A 14,275-nucleotide genomic window follows, 5' to 3' on the forward strand; every position below is an offset into this window, starting at 1 on the left:
TAATAAAAACTAAGAATAATCTAAAGTGGCCATTAAAACAAAAAAGCAGCGTTAAAAACACTGCTTTTTGATTTATTTGACTAATGGTAGTCTGATTATTGAACAGAACAAAAACAGCTGGCATAAGTATGATTAGGATCATTCCATTTTGTTAGTTCATTAATGCTCTCTGATACTTGTTGCATCAGTTGAGTTTGTAATGAAGACTTAGCGACTTGTTTTTTGCTAGTTAGTTTTTCTTGTACACTCGAATTACCTAATAATTGTTTTAGTAACAGTTCTTTTTCGTCTAATTCTCGTTTAACAAACCAGGTATCATAATTGTCTAAGTTAGCTAGTTTAGCTGCCGAAGCCACAGCTTGATCTAGTGACCCAAGTTGATCAACTAAACCAAATTCATGTGCTTGTTTTCCTGACCACACTCTGCCTTGTGCGATTTTATCGACTTCATTTTTGGTCATTCCACGGCCTTTAGCAACTAACTCTAGGAATTGATCGTAACCAGCTTCAACACCAGTTTGAATGATGTCTGCGACGTCTTGTTTTAATGGTTGTCCGATATCTACCGGGTTTGAATATCTGGTAGTACCAACCCCATCTCTATGAATACCAAATTTATTCAATGGTTTTTCAAATGTTGGAAACATCCCAAAAATTCCAATAGAGCCAGTGATTGTTGTTGGGTTAGCCCAAATTTCATCGGCAGTGGCTGAAATCCAGTAACCGCCAGATGCAGCCATATCGCCCATTGATACGACAACCTTGATTCCCATATCTTGTGCTTTAACGAGTTCTTCGCGAATAATTTCTGAAGCAAATGCACTACCGCCACCAGTGTCTACTCGAAGAACGATAGCTTTTACTTTTTCGTTATGGCGAGTTTTTCTGATAATACGGGCCAACGTATCTCCACCAATTGCACCTTCTTTTCGCTCACCATCAGCAATTTCTCCTTTAGCCATGATAACTGCTACTTTTTGTGATCTAGGATTAACGTAAGGTAGAGGCCCTCGTATGGCTTTAAGATAAGAACTATGTGTGATTTGTTTGTAACTTTTGTGTTTTTGATCTTGTCCAACCATTTCAATCATTTTCTCGCGAAATTGAATACGGGTAGCTAATTGATCAACCAAACCTTTATCGAGAGCAAGTTTAGCTGAATCTCCTTTATACTCAGTGAGTGATTCCTTATAGCTATCAATATAAGCATAAATGTCATCTTGTGTGATTGATCTTTTTATTGAAATATCTTTGGTAAAAGCATGCCATAAGTCATTTAACCAAGCACGATTCGCTTCTTTAGCTTGATCTGACATACTATCTCTTACGAAAGGTTCAACATAGGATTTATAGGTGCCTACTTTAAAAACATGCATACTAACTTCTAGATTATCCAACAAAGATTTAAAATAGGTACCAACTCTTGAAAAACCAGTCAAAAATACACCACCCTTAGGGTTCATATAAATTTCATCGGCCTGACTAGCAAGAAAGTATTGTGATTGAGAGTAATTATCATCATAGGCTATAACTTTTTTTCCGCTCTGTTTAAAGTCATCAATTGCCTTAGCTAAGTCTTGTAATTTAGTGACTCCTGCACCCCATAAATATTTGGTATTAATAACAAGAACGGTAATTCGATTGTCATCCTTAGCATTTTTAATGGCATCAATGAGATCGTATAAAAGCGTTTCAGGTGCATCTTCATTGCCTGTTGCTTCCTGCATTGCTTCTTCTAGAGGATCTTTATAGGTTAGTTGTTCAACAATGTAGCCATTCGGTTTTAGAATTAAGGCAACACCATTTTCAACTTTTACCTTATCACCTGAGCTTAAAACAGCAGAAATCAAAAAGAGTAAAAGGGAGAAAAACAAAACATTTAATATAATTTTACGAGTTAAATCTAACCCGTACCAAAGACTTTTTAATAAGTTAACCATACTTTTCCTTCAAGTAATTTCAATCGTTTTAAACACTTAGAAAACGTTATTATTTTAAACTATGCAGCACTGTTCTGTTAGTGTAAATCGCTTTAATTATCAGAATATTAGCAAGAAATAGGCTAACTGTATGAAAAATAAGATAATAGTATAAGAATTAAAGTGTTAGAATATTTTTCATTTAGTCATTTTCATGATTCCATGAACTGGTCTAATCTGTTATAAAGGTGTATTCGAAAGTTTAGTTCATTATTTTATAGGGCCATAGTTTTATGAAGGATAAAGCCACTTCAAGTGATAATTTTCCGGCATTATTTTCACCTATCACTATCCATAACCATGTATTACCCAATCGTGCAATTATGGGATCAATGCATACAGGACTAGAAGAGATGCGTGGTGGTTTTGATAAGTTAGCTCAGTATTATAAGGAAAGAGCTGAGGGTGGTGTCGGTTTAATTGTCACAGGGGGAATTGCACCAAACTTTGTAGGAAGAGTTTCTCCATTAGGCTGTCAACTCAGCTTTTTTTGGCAAGTATATAAGCATAAAAAGATTACTAAAGCCGTTCATTCGGCTGGAGGTAAAATTGTTATGCAAATACTTCATACGGGTCGTTATGCTTACCATCCATTTGCAGTTGCTCCTTCAGCAATTAAAGCTCCTATTACTCCCTTTAAGCCTCGCGAACTATCACATAATGGGATTATGAAAACAATTAAAGATTTTGTTAATTGCGCAAAAAAAGCACAAGATGCCGGTTATGATGGTGTTGAAATAATGGGATCAGAAGGTTATTTGATTAATCAGTTTATTGTTAGCAAGACAAACAAGCGGAAGGATCAGTGGGGTGGGAGTTTTGAAAATCGAATACGCTTACCCATAGAAATAGTTAAAGCTGTACGTAAGGCGACTGGCAGTAACTTTATTATTATTTATCGACTTTCGATGCTGGATTTGGTGGATAAGGGAAATTCATGGGAAGAAGTTATCGCTCTAGGTAAGGCAATAGAAGCATCTGGGGCATCAATGATTAATACCGGTATTGGCTGGCATGAAGCTAGAGTGCCGACTATTGCCACTTCGGTCCCAAGGGCTAATTTTGTTTGGGTCACAGAAAAAATAAAACCCCATATTTCAATACCGTTAATTACGACTAATCGAATCAATACGCCAGAAATTGCTAATAATATTATTGCCAATAAAAAAAGTGACCTGGTTTCAATGGCGCGTCCATTTTTGGCTGACGCAGAATTCATGAATAAAGCAAAGGCAGGGCAAGCTGAAAAAATTAATACGTGTATTGCTTGTAATCAGGCTTGCCTGGATCATATTTTTGAACATAAACGGGTGACATGTCTTGTTAACCCACGGGCCTGTTATGAACTAGAACTGAACTTTTTAAAAACACAGCAAGTGAAAAATATTGCTGTAGTTGGTGCTGGACCAGCGGGCTTATCTTTTGCAACTTATGCGGCAGAACGAGGGCACAAAGTCACGCTTTTTGATGCGTCTGATAAAATTGGCGGGCAACTAAATATCGCAAACCAAATTCCAGGAAAAGAAGAGTTTTATGAAACGCTTCGTTACTTTTCTGAGCGACTAAAGGATACGAATGTTAAAGTTGTATTAAACCGGAAAATCACTGCTGATTTTGTAGCTGATTCTCAATTTGATGAAATTATTATATCAACAGGGATTAAGCCAAGGGTTCCTCCAATAGAAGGAATTCAGCATTCAAAAGTGTTGACTTATTTAGACGTATTAAAAGATAAAAAAGTAGTTGGTGCAAAGGTTGCCATTATTGGGGCTGGAGGGATTGGTTTTGATGTTGCCGAATACCTTACCCATCAAGGCAAGTCATTGAGTTTACGACCTGAAGCTTGGGCGAGTGAGTGGGGTGTTGATTTAGATTATGGCAATAGAGGTGGACTTTTAGCAAAAACTCAAATTGAACCATCTCCTAGAGAAGTTTATTTATTGCAGCGTAAAGAAACAAAGCCAGGTAAAAATTTAGGTAAAACTACAGGATGGATACATCGTTCAAGTTTAAAAAATAAACAGGTGAAAATGCTAACAGGTGTTGAATATTTAAAAATTGATGATGATGGACTGCACATTCGCACAAAAAACGAACAGCAATGTTTATGTGTCGATAATATTATTATTTGTTCTGGGCAAACGCCACTCAGAAGTTTATATGATGAATTAGTTAAAAATGGTAAAAATGCGCATTTAATTGGTGGTGCAAATGCTGCTTCCGAGTTAGATGCCAAAAAAGCGATAAGAGAAGGGGCTGAGTTAGCGGCTAATATATGAAAATATATGAATAACGTTAAATGATATTTAAAGTCATATTTTTAATAAAAAATCGTTTTTAGATAATCATGTGATTTACCCATTCTACTGCTATATTTATGAGAAGGAAAGTTTGTATAAAACTTTCTATAAAGGTGGTGTAATATGCTGATTTACAAAGGTTTCATAGGCCAGATAGATTTTGAAAACACATCTGGTAAATTAGTTGGAGAAGTTGTTAACTCTGTTGATTTATTAGAGTTTGATGGATATAGCGCTGATGAGATTAAAAGCAATTTTCACCGTTGTATTGATGAATATATGGTTGTTCAAAAAGAATTGACTGGCTCTCATCCAACACCTTTTGTTGGTAATTTTACAGTCTGTTTATCAACGGACAAACAAACTAAAATTATTCAAGCTGCTCACAATAAAGGGCAAAGTGTCTCTCATTGGTTAAATCAGAGGGTTAATAATCATTTGAAGCAATATTTTAAAGATATTGCTTAATCAAATACCCTGGCTGTCAGCATCCAATTATTTATATTTCTGATATAATCTCCTTCAGTTAAAACTCAAACGATAAACCTTGTGACAAATACTGCGACAAACTTTGATAAAGTTCAGCTACGTGAAATAGACGAAGATCATCATGGTCAAAGAATAGACAACTATTTGATTGGCCAATTAAAAGGTGTGCCTAAAAGTAGAGTCTATCGAATTCTTCGCAAAGGAGAAGTCAGAGTTAATAAAAAACGGGTTAAAGCTGAATATAAATTACAGGCTGGTGATATCATAAGAATACCACCTGTGCGTATAGCACCTCCAAACACGGAACAAAATATTGAAAAGTTTGATAGAGTTAAACAATTAGAGTCACATATTATTGATGAGACAAATCAATATCTAATATTGAATAAACCTTCTGGTATGGCTGTTCATGGTGGCAGTGGCCTTTCTTTTGGTGTTATTGAGGCGTTACGTGCGTTACGTCCTAAAGAAAAATTTTTAGAGTTGGTTCATCGATTAGATAGAGATACTTCTGGTTGTTTACTTATTGCCAAGCGTCGTAGCTTTCTAACTCACTTTCATGAGCTGCTCCGTACTAAGGCAATGAAAAAAGAATACCTTGCGATTGTTGTTGGTGATTGGGATAGCAATAACAATCGAGTTACTGCTCCTTTGAAGAAAAATCAGCTTAAATCCGGTGAAAGGTTTGTTAGTGTAGAAAGTGATGGAAAACCTTCCGAAACTCGATTTAAATGTCTTAAAAGATTTGGTCAGTATAGCCTTATTAAAGCGATGCCTGTAACAGGAAGAACTCATCAAATTAGAGTACATGCACAATATGCAGGATGCCCTTTATTGGGGGATAGTAAATATAATTTGAATTCTCAAGATGAAAATCAATTAGGTTTAAAAACATTTTTATTACATGCTCAACGTTTAAGTTTTACTTTGCCTGAAGATGATAACGTTTTAGTGTATGAAGCTGAATTACCGAGTAAAATGGAAGATATCATTAACCAATTAAATAAGAAAAGTAACTGATGAGCTTATTAAGAAATAAATATTCTTTTATTATTTTTGATTGGGATGGCACCTTAATGGATTCAACAGGGCGTATTGTTTCTGCTATGCAAGCATCTGCTGTTCAAGTCGGTTTGCCAGTTCCGGATAATGAAGCAGTAAAAAAGATTATAGGCTTAAGTATGCAAGCGGTCATGGATCAATTATTTCCAATGGCTAAAGGTGAGCTACGCGAGCAGTTGCTAGAGGAATATCGTTATCAATATGTTGAAGCCGATCCAACACCTTCTCCGATGTTTAAAGGGGCTCTTGAACATTTAACCTGGCTACGAGATAAAAATGTTAAAATAGCCGTTGCAACAGGTAAAGCTAGAGCTGGATTGGAGCGTGTTTTAAAAGAAGTTAACTTAACAGGCTTTTTTGATTTATCTATTTGTGCTGATGAATCAGAGTCTAAACCTCATCCTCAAATGGTTTATGAATTACTCGACAAAGCTGCTTGTTCAAAGGCTCAAACTTTGGTCGTTGGTGATAGTTTACATGATATCAATATGGCTAATAATGCTGGTGTAGACTCAATTGCTGTGACTAGTGGAGCAAATGCCTACCACGAGTTAAACGAATTAAAACCTAAAGCAATTTTTGATAATGTCAACCTAATACAAAATTGGCTACAAGATTAAAAGTTGAAGTTATGACTTTTTATTTTTGATGATTGATAAACAACCTAAAAAATTAATAGCTGCTATTCAACTCATTGTGACAATGTTACTTGTGGCTTTAGTGACGGTTTTAGCTAAGAAAACGCTAGTTGATGTAGATTCATTTACTTTTGTTTGGCTACAAATGTTATTTGGAATAATTACGATATTAATCTATACATTTATCATTAAAAAAGAAAGACTACCTTCTTTGAATATCAATTATAAGGCTTGGCTGATCATTTTGATGATCGGTATTTGTAATTTTACTTTAGTGAAAACACTGTTTATTTTATCACTTGATATACTACCTGCTACGACTCATGCATACATAATCAACTTTGTTGGTATTGTTACTATGTTGTTAAGTACTATTTTTTTGCGAGAAGTGCCAACTAAAATTCAATTGTTAGGTGCTCTAGTGGCAATGTGTGGTATTCAAGTTTATTTTTATATCTGGCCGGGAGAGCAGATTAACCTGGGGCTTATATATGCCGGTTCAGCGGTTATATTTCTTGCTCTTACCAATATATTTATGCGTTTATTACATCTGAAATTTCCAGAACAACTTTCACCTAATATTATTTCAACTTTTGCCATCGTTTTTGGTGGTGTACCACTAGTTAGTTATGGTTTATTTCAATCCACAGAGAGCATTGCTGCTATTAGCTTTAATAATTGGTTAGTTATTTTTTTTAATGGGATGTTTTCAATTGCTTTAACAACAAGCATATTTAATTTAGTCATTAAACAATTAAGAGCATACGAAGCAAGTATATTAGCATCGACGGGGCTTATTTTTACCGCAATACTCTCAATCCCTATTTTAGATGAGTTACTTAAGATACATCAGATTTTAGGGTGTGTTTTGCTATTTGTTGGCATTTTATTAGTACAAAACCATCAATATAAAAGTAATCGTTAATCAACATGTAAAAGGTCAATGCCCGCTTTATCAAAAAGTTTGGTAACTATGATCAAAGGCAAACCAATTAGACTACTCGGATCTTCACTAACAACTTTGTCAAATAACAAAGAACCACAAGACTCAATCTTAAAGCTACCCGCACAATCATAAGGCATATCTTTATCTAGATAGCGATCGATTTGTTTAATTGAAAGATGTTTGAAAAAAACATCAGTTTTAGATTCTTCATATAAAAAAATTTTATGGGTGTTATGTATTAAAGATACACCAGTTAAAAATTCAACATGATTCCCTGAAAACTGAGAGAGTTGGCTGATCGCTTTTGCTTTAGTTAATGGTTTACCTAAAACTTTATTTTGAAATAAGGCTATTTGATCTGAACCGATAACCCAGCTGCCTGTATTTTTTTTAGCTACATTATTCGCTTTTTCTAAGCTCAAACGTTTAACATATTCATAGGGTGGCTCATCGATAAATTGTGTTTCATTAATATTGGGTGAAATACATCTAAAAGGAATTTGTAATTGCTTTAATAAGTTGGCACGATATTGAGAGCCTGATGCTAATATAATATCAATTTTCATCTGTTTGGCTTCCGTTTTTCTCTCGTTTTTGTTGGGCATACCAAAGTTCTGCATATAAGCCATTCAACTCTAAAAGCGTTTGATGGTTTCCTGACTCTTTAATTGTTCCTTTATCTAAAACAATGATTTTATCAGCATGAATGATAGTTGAAAGTCGATGGGCAATCATTACGCTCGTATAATTAGCAGAAATTTCTTTAATTGCTTCAAGAATTGCTAACTCCGAACGACTATCTAATGATGACGTTGCTTCATCAAAAATCATGATTGGCGGATTTTTCAGTAAAGCTCTAGCAATAGCAATCCTTTGTTTTTCGCCACCAGATAGTTTAAGTCCTCTCTCTCCAACTTGAGTTTTGATCCCTTCTGGTAATTGTTGAATAAAGTCTTTAAGGTGGGCCATTTCAACCGCATGATAAACCTCTGCATCTGAAGCTTGAGGATTTCCGTAGCGCACATTCTCCATAATTGTATCATTAAATAAAATGCTATCTTGAGGAACAATGCCAATATTTTTACGCAACGATTGCTGTGTCACTTGTGTTAGTTTTTGTTCTCCAATGAGTATATGTCCTGCATTAGGATCATAAAAGCGCATGAGTAGTTTGACTAATGTTGATTTACCTGCACCACTGCTACCAACAATTGCCACTGTTTCTTTTGGCGCCACTTTAAAATTAATATTAGATAGAATTTTACGATCTGTTTGATAATAAAAATCGACATTGTTAAACTCAATACTCTGAGCTTCATTTGATAAATGTTTTGAGTTTTCTATATCTTGTATTGTGGGAGACCGGGCTAATAAACCAAACATCTTTTCGATATTGATTAATGCAACCTTGATTTCTCGATATATAAAGCCAAGAAAGTTAAGGGGCATAAATAACTGCATCATAAAAGCATTAATCAATACAAAATCACCAACAGTAATTTCTTTACTCATTACTTGACTAACGGCAAGGTAGAGTAGGGCTGTAATAGCACAGCTAATTATCAGCGCCTGACCACCATTTAAAACAAATAAGCTTAAACGACTTTTATTTTTTGCTTTTTCCCAAACTTTCAGATCTTGGTCATAGCGTCGGCATTCGAACTCTTCATTAGTAAAAGATTTAACGGTTTCATAATTCAACAAACTATCAATAGCTCTTGAGCCGCTATTAGAATCTGCTTCATTGGTCGCCCTGACAAATTTATTTCTCCAATTAGTGGCAATGACTGAAAAGGCGATATAAATAGCAATTGAAAGTGCAGTGATAATGCCAAAAGAAGGACCATAATTAGTTAGCAGAATACCGATAACTAACGATATTTCGATAAGTGTTGGAATAATATTAAACACCATAAAGCGCATAATAAAATTAATGCCATGAGTTCCTCGCTCAATGTCTCTTGCAAGACCACCAGTCCGTCTATCAAGATGAAAATCTATATCAAGAGCGTGTAAATGTTTAAATACACTTAAACTGACGCGTCTAATTGTTCTTTCTGTAACGCGACTGAAAAGTGTATCTCTAATTTCGCCAAATACAACATTAGCTAAACGAAAGGTTCCGTAAGCAAACACTAAAAAGATAGGTGCGAGTAGCTCTTTAGGTAAATCGGTTAAAAACTGATTAGTTTGTGGAATAGCCGGAGGGTTTAAACCATCTACAATCATTTTCAAAATAAATGGTAAGGCAATGGTTGAAAGCTTAGCTAAAACCATAAAGCCAAGTGCGAGGATAATTCTACCTTTAAACTCTGTAAAATAAGGCATTAATTGTTTAAGAACAGGCCAGTTTATTGGCGTGCCTGAATCAATTGCCTGACCACTACTTCGCATGAAAGATTTCCAACAGGTTAATTAATAGCATTATTGTAACAGGCGACTCATCAGAATGGTTAGTATAGATGCTAAAACAAGTTTTCATCGCTATGTCTTATGCTTAAATCAGTTATAATGATGCCAAATAAACCACTTATTAAAGATAGAGTAAAAATATGTCATCTGAATCAGATATTTCTTTGAGGGATTATTATGAAGATTTTATTGATGAAATACTGACAACCGAAATTATTTGGGGACTCAAAAATGATGATGGCTGGGCGGTGTGTGCTTCTAATGATTTTGAAGGACATGAAACCATTCCTTTTTGGTCAAATGAGAAAGACGCACAAAAGTTATGTGTCGATGAATGGCAAGATTATCAACCTTCACCAATACCGTTTGATGAGTTTATTGATGCATGGTTACATGGAATGCATGAAGATGAAGTGCTAGCAGGTATTAATTGGGATGAAGATCTGGTTGGTCCAGAAATTGAACCGATTATGTTGATTGAAGATCTACTCGAAGAAGAATAGTCTATTGATATCATTAGTTAGACAAAAATCGACTAATAAATACTCATTTAGCCCCAAATTCCCCTTAGTGAGTCTATAAATGACAATATGTTTTGCGTTTTAACAAGCTTTTGGGTAGAATCGCGCGCCTATGCAAGAATCCCAGCAAAATAGCTGTATACAGCCAAAAAAACTCGCTAACAAGCAAGGCGAAATCAGGTTTAATTGGCCTGTAAGTGATTTTCAACGTTTATCTGGATTACTTTACACAGATAAAGGGCATATCAGCATTGTTATCAATGCTGATTATGACGAACAAGAACGTTGTATATTACAAACAGCTATTACAGCTGATTTAACGCTTGAATGTCAGACGACGTTTGAGCCAATTGCTTATCGAGTGGAGAAAGAAGTTGTTTTTTGTACAGTTGTGCAAGAAAGCGAGTTTGCTGAAATAGAAGAATATGAACCTGTATTAGTAGAAGATGGTGTATTAGATATTAAGCAGGTTGTTGAAGATGAATTGATACTCTCAGTTCCACTGGTGGCTAATAAACCAGCTGAAGAAGTTAATCAGAAAATGAGCTTTGGTGAACTTGATGAAGCTAAAATTGCTGAAGAGAAAAAAGCAAGCAATCCATTTTCAGTTTTAAAAAATTTGAAAAAAACTTAAGTTTAGGAGAAATACCATGGCTGTACAAAAAAATAAAGTAACTCGTTCTAAGCGAGATATGAGACGTTCACACGATGCATTAGTTGATAATACTTCTTCATTATCAGAAGACCAAACAACTGGTGAACTGCATCGTCGTCATCACATGACTGAAGATGGTTACTATCGAGGACGTAAAGTACTTTAATCGTACTTTATAATCGTCAATTAGGCATATGGCAGAAGTCATAATTGCTATTGATTGTATGGGGGGCGATTTCGGCCCCTCAGTTACAATTCCGTCAGTTAAAAGAATTTTACGAAAGTACCCTAAAGTTGCCTTTCAACTTTATGGTAATATTGATGAAATTCAATCCCAACTCCGTCTACACAAAATAGCTGCTAATAACAAACTAAGAATTTATGCATCGGATAATGATGTTTTAATGACCGATAAACCAGCTGTTGCACTAAAAACCAAAAAGTCATCATCCATGCGTTTAGCATTAGAAGCTGTGCGTGATGGGCAAGCAAATGCTTGTGTTAGTGCTGGAAATACAGGGGCTTTAATGGCTATTTCAAGGTTTGTTTTGAAAATGCTGCCGGGTATAGATAGGCCTGCTATTATTTCAGCTATTCCTACATTAAAAAATGATCATGTCTATTTATTGGATCTAGGTGCGAATGTTGAGTGCGATGAAAAGCGTTTAACACAATTTGCGATTATGGGAAATGAGCTTGCCAAATGTCTTGATGATAAACCATCACCTAGAGTTGGTTTGCTAAATGTTGGTGAAGAGGATAATAAAGGTTCAGATATCTTGCGTAAAGCATCTGAGCTGATTAGTTCGATAGAGTCAATAGATTATGCCGGTTTTGTTGAGGGTAACCAGATATTTAGTGGAGAATATCAGGTGATAGTTACTGATGGTTTTACTGGCAATAATGTATTAAAAGCATCTGAAGGTTTAACTCATTATCTGGCGCATAAAATAAAAGTTGCATTTGAAAGAAATTGGTGGGCAAAGTTTTGTGGTCTATTAGCTAAACCTGTTATTGGTGCTTTTAAAGCTGAAGTTAACCCAGAAAAATACAATGGTGCTTGCTTATTAGGTTTACGCGGTATTGTTATTAAGAGTCATGGAAGTGCTAATATTCATGCAACTTATTGCGCTATTGAAGAAGCAATACTTCAATCTTACCAAAAGCTACCTCATAAAATCAGAGAGCGTCTACAGCAAGCAAATGATAAATTAACTAAAGATATGAGTTAATTAAATTAATGGGTTTTGTTACTTTGTCCGCTCGATAAATGGACAACAATTAATCGGTTAAAATGAAGAAAAAGGTAAAAACATGTCAAATCATCAAATAGCTTTCGTTTTTCCTGGGCAGGGCTCTCAATCTGTTGGTATGTTGAGCACTTTTAGTGAAGAGTCTATCGTTAAACAAACTTTTGAGCAGGCATCTGATGTGCTTGGTTACAATGTGTGGTCGCTCATTAGTGATGGACCAGAAAATAAACTGAATGAAACCCATCGAACACAACCTGCATTATTGGCTGCAAGTACTGCTCTATGGCGTCTTTGGTTAACGACTACTGATATCCTGCCTGCCTATGTTGCTGGTCACAGCTTAGGTGAATATTCTGCATTAGTTGCATCTGAAGCGCTTGATTTTGAAAAGGCCATTAAATTAGTTGAACAACGTGGGATATTTATGCAGCAAGCTGTTCCTGAAGGTGAAGGTAAAATGGCCGCAATTATTGGTTTAGCTGATGATTTAATTGAGCAAGCTTGTAATGAAGCCAAACAAACAGAAGTGGTTTCGCCTGTTAATTACAACTCCCCTGGACAAGTAGTAATTGCAGGTAATTTAGCCGCTGTAGAAAGAGCTATGGAGTTGTGTAAAGAAAAAGGCGCTAAAAGAGCTTTACCTTTATCAGTGAGTGTTCCTTCTCACTGTGCTTTGATGCAACCGGCAGCAGATTCTTTAAAGGAAGCATTAAGTACTATTAAAATTAATACCCCTAAAATAGCGCTAGTTAATAATGTTGATGTATCTATAGAAACAGATGAAGAAAACATAAAACAGGCTCTTGCAAGACAGCTATATAGTCCTGTCAGATGGACTGAAACAATTCAATATTTAGCTGTCAAGCAAATAACAGATTTAATAGAGTGTGGTCCTGGTAACGTCTTAAGTGGTTTGAATAGACGTATTGAAAAGTCATTAAAATCACATCAATTAACTAAAAAAGACTCTTTTAATCAAGTGGTTGAGAGTTTTTCTTAATGTGATATATTAAGTTTATTGATTTATTGATTTATTATTTATTATTTATTTTTTAGTTTGGAGATTCAAATGAGCGAAGCAAGGTTGGCTTTAGTCACTGGCGCATCTCGTGGCATCGGAAAAGCAATAGCAGAGTACCTTGGTAAATCGGGTTATGTTATTGCCGGAACTGCGACATCACAAGCAGGTGCAGATGGTATTACCAATATGTTGAGTGAGCAGGAAATAACTGGCAAAGGTTTTGTTGTCAATGTTTCTAGTGCTGAGTCAATTGATAACTTAATTGCAGAGTTAAAAGATACTTATGGCAAAACCCCCGAAGTACTAGTTAATAATGCTGGAATTACTCGTGATAATTTATTAATGAGAATGAAAGATGACGAGTGGGACAATATTTTGCAAACCAATTTAACTTCTATTTTTAGATTATCAAAAGCTTGTTTACGCGGTATGATGAAAGCTAAATGGGGGAGAATTATCAATATTGGCTCAGTTGTTGGAACAACAGGTAATCCCGGACAGGCTAACTATGCTGCTGCAAAAGCTGCTGTTATCGGTTTTAGCAAGTCTTTAGCAAAAGAAATTGGTGCAAGAGGAATAACTGTTAATGTTGTTGCTCCTGGTTTTATCGACACTGATATGACCCAGGCATTAGAAGATAATCAACGTCAAGAACTGGCTAAAAATATACCACTTGCCCGTTTAGGGAGCGCTAATGACATAGCCGCAGCGGTTAACTTTTTAGCATCAAGTGGGGCAGATTATATTACAGGTGAAACACTCCACGTTAACGGTGGAATGTACATGGGATAGCAGAAATGACTTAAATTGGGGGTTTTAGAAATCGATTTAACCCTTTATTTTTGAGTGATTTTTGTGTTTAATAGTGCATTCGCCAATTTATTGTGTGGTTTTTAAGAGTTGTTTTTTGTGGTCAGACCACATAAAAACATTCGGTTGTAACTTGCAACTTTACACAAAATCAATAAACTACACGCCTCAGCGTTTGCTGGTTTAATT

Annotated in this window: 14 protein-coding genes; 11 read left to right on the forward strand and 3 right to left on the reverse strand. The window is 35.4% G+C overall.

The window, feature by feature from the left end:
- Positions 1–95 precede the first annotated feature (95 nt).
- Positions 96–1,940, reverse strand: coding sequence for a signal peptide peptidase SppA (gene sppA / locus ACT5E3_RS11960; protein ID WP_444998530.1), 1,845 nt, complete (start codon positions 1,938–1,940; stop codon positions 96–98).
- Between the two features lie 272 nt (positions 1,941–2,212).
- Here sppA and ACT5E3_RS11965 point away from each other — a divergent pair, with 272 nt between their 5' ends.
- The 5 genes from ACT5E3_RS11965 (at position 2,213) to ACT5E3_RS11985 (ending at position 7,393) form a co-directional block, all read left to right on the forward strand.
- Positions 2,213–4,258, forward strand: coding sequence for an FAD-dependent oxidoreductase (locus ACT5E3_RS11965; RefSeq protein WP_444998531.1), 2,046 nt, complete (start codon positions 2,213–2,215; stop codon positions 4,256–4,258).
- Positions 4,259–4,402: 144 nt separating this feature from the next.
- Positions 4,403–4,747: a hypothetical protein gene (locus ACT5E3_RS11970; protein WP_444998532.1), complete on the forward strand. Its 345-nt coding sequence runs from the start codon at positions 4,403–4,405 to the stop codon at positions 4,745–4,747.
- 81 nt (positions 4,748–4,828) lie between these two features.
- Positions 4,829–5,788: a 23S rRNA pseudouridine(955/2504/2580) synthase RluC gene (gene rluC / locus ACT5E3_RS11975; protein ID WP_444998533.1), complete on the forward strand. Its 960-nt coding sequence runs from the start codon at positions 4,829–4,831 to the stop codon at positions 5,786–5,788.
- Entirely contained in the window at positions 5,788–6,450 is a 663-nt protein-coding gene (locus ACT5E3_RS11980) for an HAD family hydrolase (protein WP_444998534.1), read from the forward strand. The genes rluC and ACT5E3_RS11980 overlap by 1 nt, the downstream gene beginning before the upstream one ends.
- Before the next feature lie 28 nt (positions 6,451–6,478).
- On the forward strand, positions 6,479–7,393 hold the full coding sequence (locus ACT5E3_RS11985) for a DMT family transporter (RefSeq protein ID WP_444998535.1): 915 nt from the start codon (positions 6,479–6,481) through the stop codon (positions 7,391–7,393).
- Here ACT5E3_RS11985 and ACT5E3_RS11990 read toward each other — a convergent pair.
- Entirely contained in the window at positions 7,390–7,980 is a 591-nt protein-coding gene (locus ACT5E3_RS11990) for a Maf family protein (RefSeq protein WP_444998536.1), read from the reverse strand. The two genes, ACT5E3_RS11985 and ACT5E3_RS11990, sit on opposite strands and share 4 nt — an antisense overlap.
- Positions 7,970–9,808 carry an ABCB family ABC transporter ATP-binding protein/permease gene (locus tag ACT5E3_RS11995; protein ID WP_444998537.1) on the reverse strand — a complete coding sequence of 613 codons (1,839 nt, stop codon included), beginning with the start codon at positions 9,806–9,808 and terminating at the stop codon, positions 7,970–7,972. The genes ACT5E3_RS11990 and ACT5E3_RS11995 overlap by 11 nt, the downstream gene beginning before the upstream one ends.
- A 158-nt stretch (positions 9,809–9,966) precedes the next feature.
- On the opposite strand from ACT5E3_RS11995, the gene ACT5E3_RS12000 reads away from it, so the two are divergent.
- From ACT5E3_RS12000 to fabG, 6 genes are all read left to right on the forward strand, one after another.
- Positions 9,967–10,329 carry a DUF2750 domain-containing protein gene (locus ACT5E3_RS12000; protein WP_444998538.1) on the forward strand — a complete coding sequence of 121 codons (363 nt, stop codon included), beginning with the start codon at positions 9,967–9,969 and terminating at the stop codon, positions 10,327–10,329.
- Positions 10,330–10,459: 130 nt separating this feature from the next.
- Positions 10,460–10,981 (forward strand): YceD family protein, encoded by a 522-nt coding sequence (locus ACT5E3_RS12005; RefSeq protein WP_444998539.1) that lies wholly within the window; start codon positions 10,460–10,462, stop codon positions 10,979–10,981.
- Between the two features lie 16 nt (positions 10,982–10,997).
- Positions 10,998–11,168 (forward strand): 50S ribosomal protein L32, encoded by a 171-nt coding sequence (gene rpmF / locus ACT5E3_RS12010; protein ID WP_444998540.1) that lies wholly within the window; start codon positions 10,998–11,000, stop codon positions 11,166–11,168.
- Between the two features lie 28 nt (positions 11,169–11,196).
- Positions 11,197–12,234 (forward strand): phosphate acyltransferase PlsX, encoded by a 1,038-nt coding sequence (gene plsX, locus ACT5E3_RS12015; protein WP_444998541.1) that lies wholly within the window; start codon positions 11,197–11,199, stop codon positions 12,232–12,234.
- Positions 12,235–12,316: 82 nt separating this feature from the next.
- Positions 12,317–13,255, forward strand: coding sequence for an ACP S-malonyltransferase (gene fabD / locus ACT5E3_RS12020; protein ID WP_444998542.1), 939 nt, complete (start codon positions 12,317–12,319; stop codon positions 13,253–13,255).
- Between the two features lie 69 nt (positions 13,256–13,324).
- On the forward strand, positions 13,325–14,068 hold the full coding sequence (fabG, locus tag ACT5E3_RS12025) for a 3-oxoacyl-ACP reductase FabG (protein WP_444998543.1): 744 nt from the start codon (positions 13,325–13,327) through the stop codon (positions 14,066–14,068).
- Positions 14,069–14,275: the final 207 nt, after the last annotated feature.

The sequence above is a fragment of the Aliikangiella litoralis genome, assembly GCF_052495765.1.

Excerpts from the sequence above, each read along its gene's own strand:
- ACT5E3_RS12005 (WP_444998539.1), top strand. The coding sequence starts at position 10,460 with ATGCAAGAATCCCAGCAAAATAGCTGTATACAGCCAAAAAAACTCGCT.
- ACT5E3_RS11965 (WP_444998531.1), top strand. The coding sequence starts at position 2,213 with ATGAAGGATAAAGCCACTTCAAGTGATAATTTTCCGGCATTATTTTCA.
- plsX (WP_444998541.1), top strand. The coding sequence starts at position 11,197 with ATGGCAGAAGTCATAATTGCTATTGATTGTATGGGGGGCGATTTCGGC.
- ACT5E3_RS11985 (WP_444998535.1), top strand. The coding sequence starts at position 6,479 with ATGATTGATAAACAACCTAAAAAATTAATAGCTGCTATTCAACTCATT.
- ACT5E3_RS11980 (WP_444998534.1), top strand. The coding sequence starts at position 5,788 with ATGAGCTTATTAAGAAATAAATATTCTTTTATTATTTTTGATTGGGAT.
- sppA (WP_444998530.1), bottom strand. The coding sequence starts at position 1,940 with ATGGTTAACTTATTAAAAAGTCTTTGGTACGGGTTAGATTTAACTCGT.
- ACT5E3_RS11970 (WP_444998532.1), top strand. The coding sequence starts at position 4,403 with ATGCTGATTTACAAAGGTTTCATAGGCCAGATAGATTTTGAAAACACA.
- fabD (WP_444998542.1), top strand. The coding sequence starts at position 12,317 with ATGTCAAATCATCAAATAGCTTTCGTTTTTCCTGGGCAGGGCTCTCAA.
- rpmF (WP_444998540.1), top strand. The coding sequence starts at position 10,998 with ATGGCTGTACAAAAAAATAAAGTAACTCGTTCTAAGCGAGATATGAGA.
- ACT5E3_RS11990 (WP_444998536.1), bottom strand. The coding sequence starts at position 7,980 with ATGAAAATTGATATTATATTAGCATCAGGCTCTCAATATCGTGCCAAC.
- ACT5E3_RS12000 (WP_444998538.1), top strand. The coding sequence starts at position 9,967 with ATGTCATCTGAATCAGATATTTCTTTGAGGGATTATTATGAAGATTTT.
- ACT5E3_RS11995 (WP_444998537.1), bottom strand. The coding sequence starts at position 9,808 with ATGCGAAGTAGTGGTCAGGCAATTGATTCAGGCACGCCAATAAACTGG.
- fabG (WP_444998543.1), top strand. The coding sequence starts at position 13,325 with ATGAGCGAAGCAAGGTTGGCTTTAGTCACTGGCGCATCTCGTGGCATC.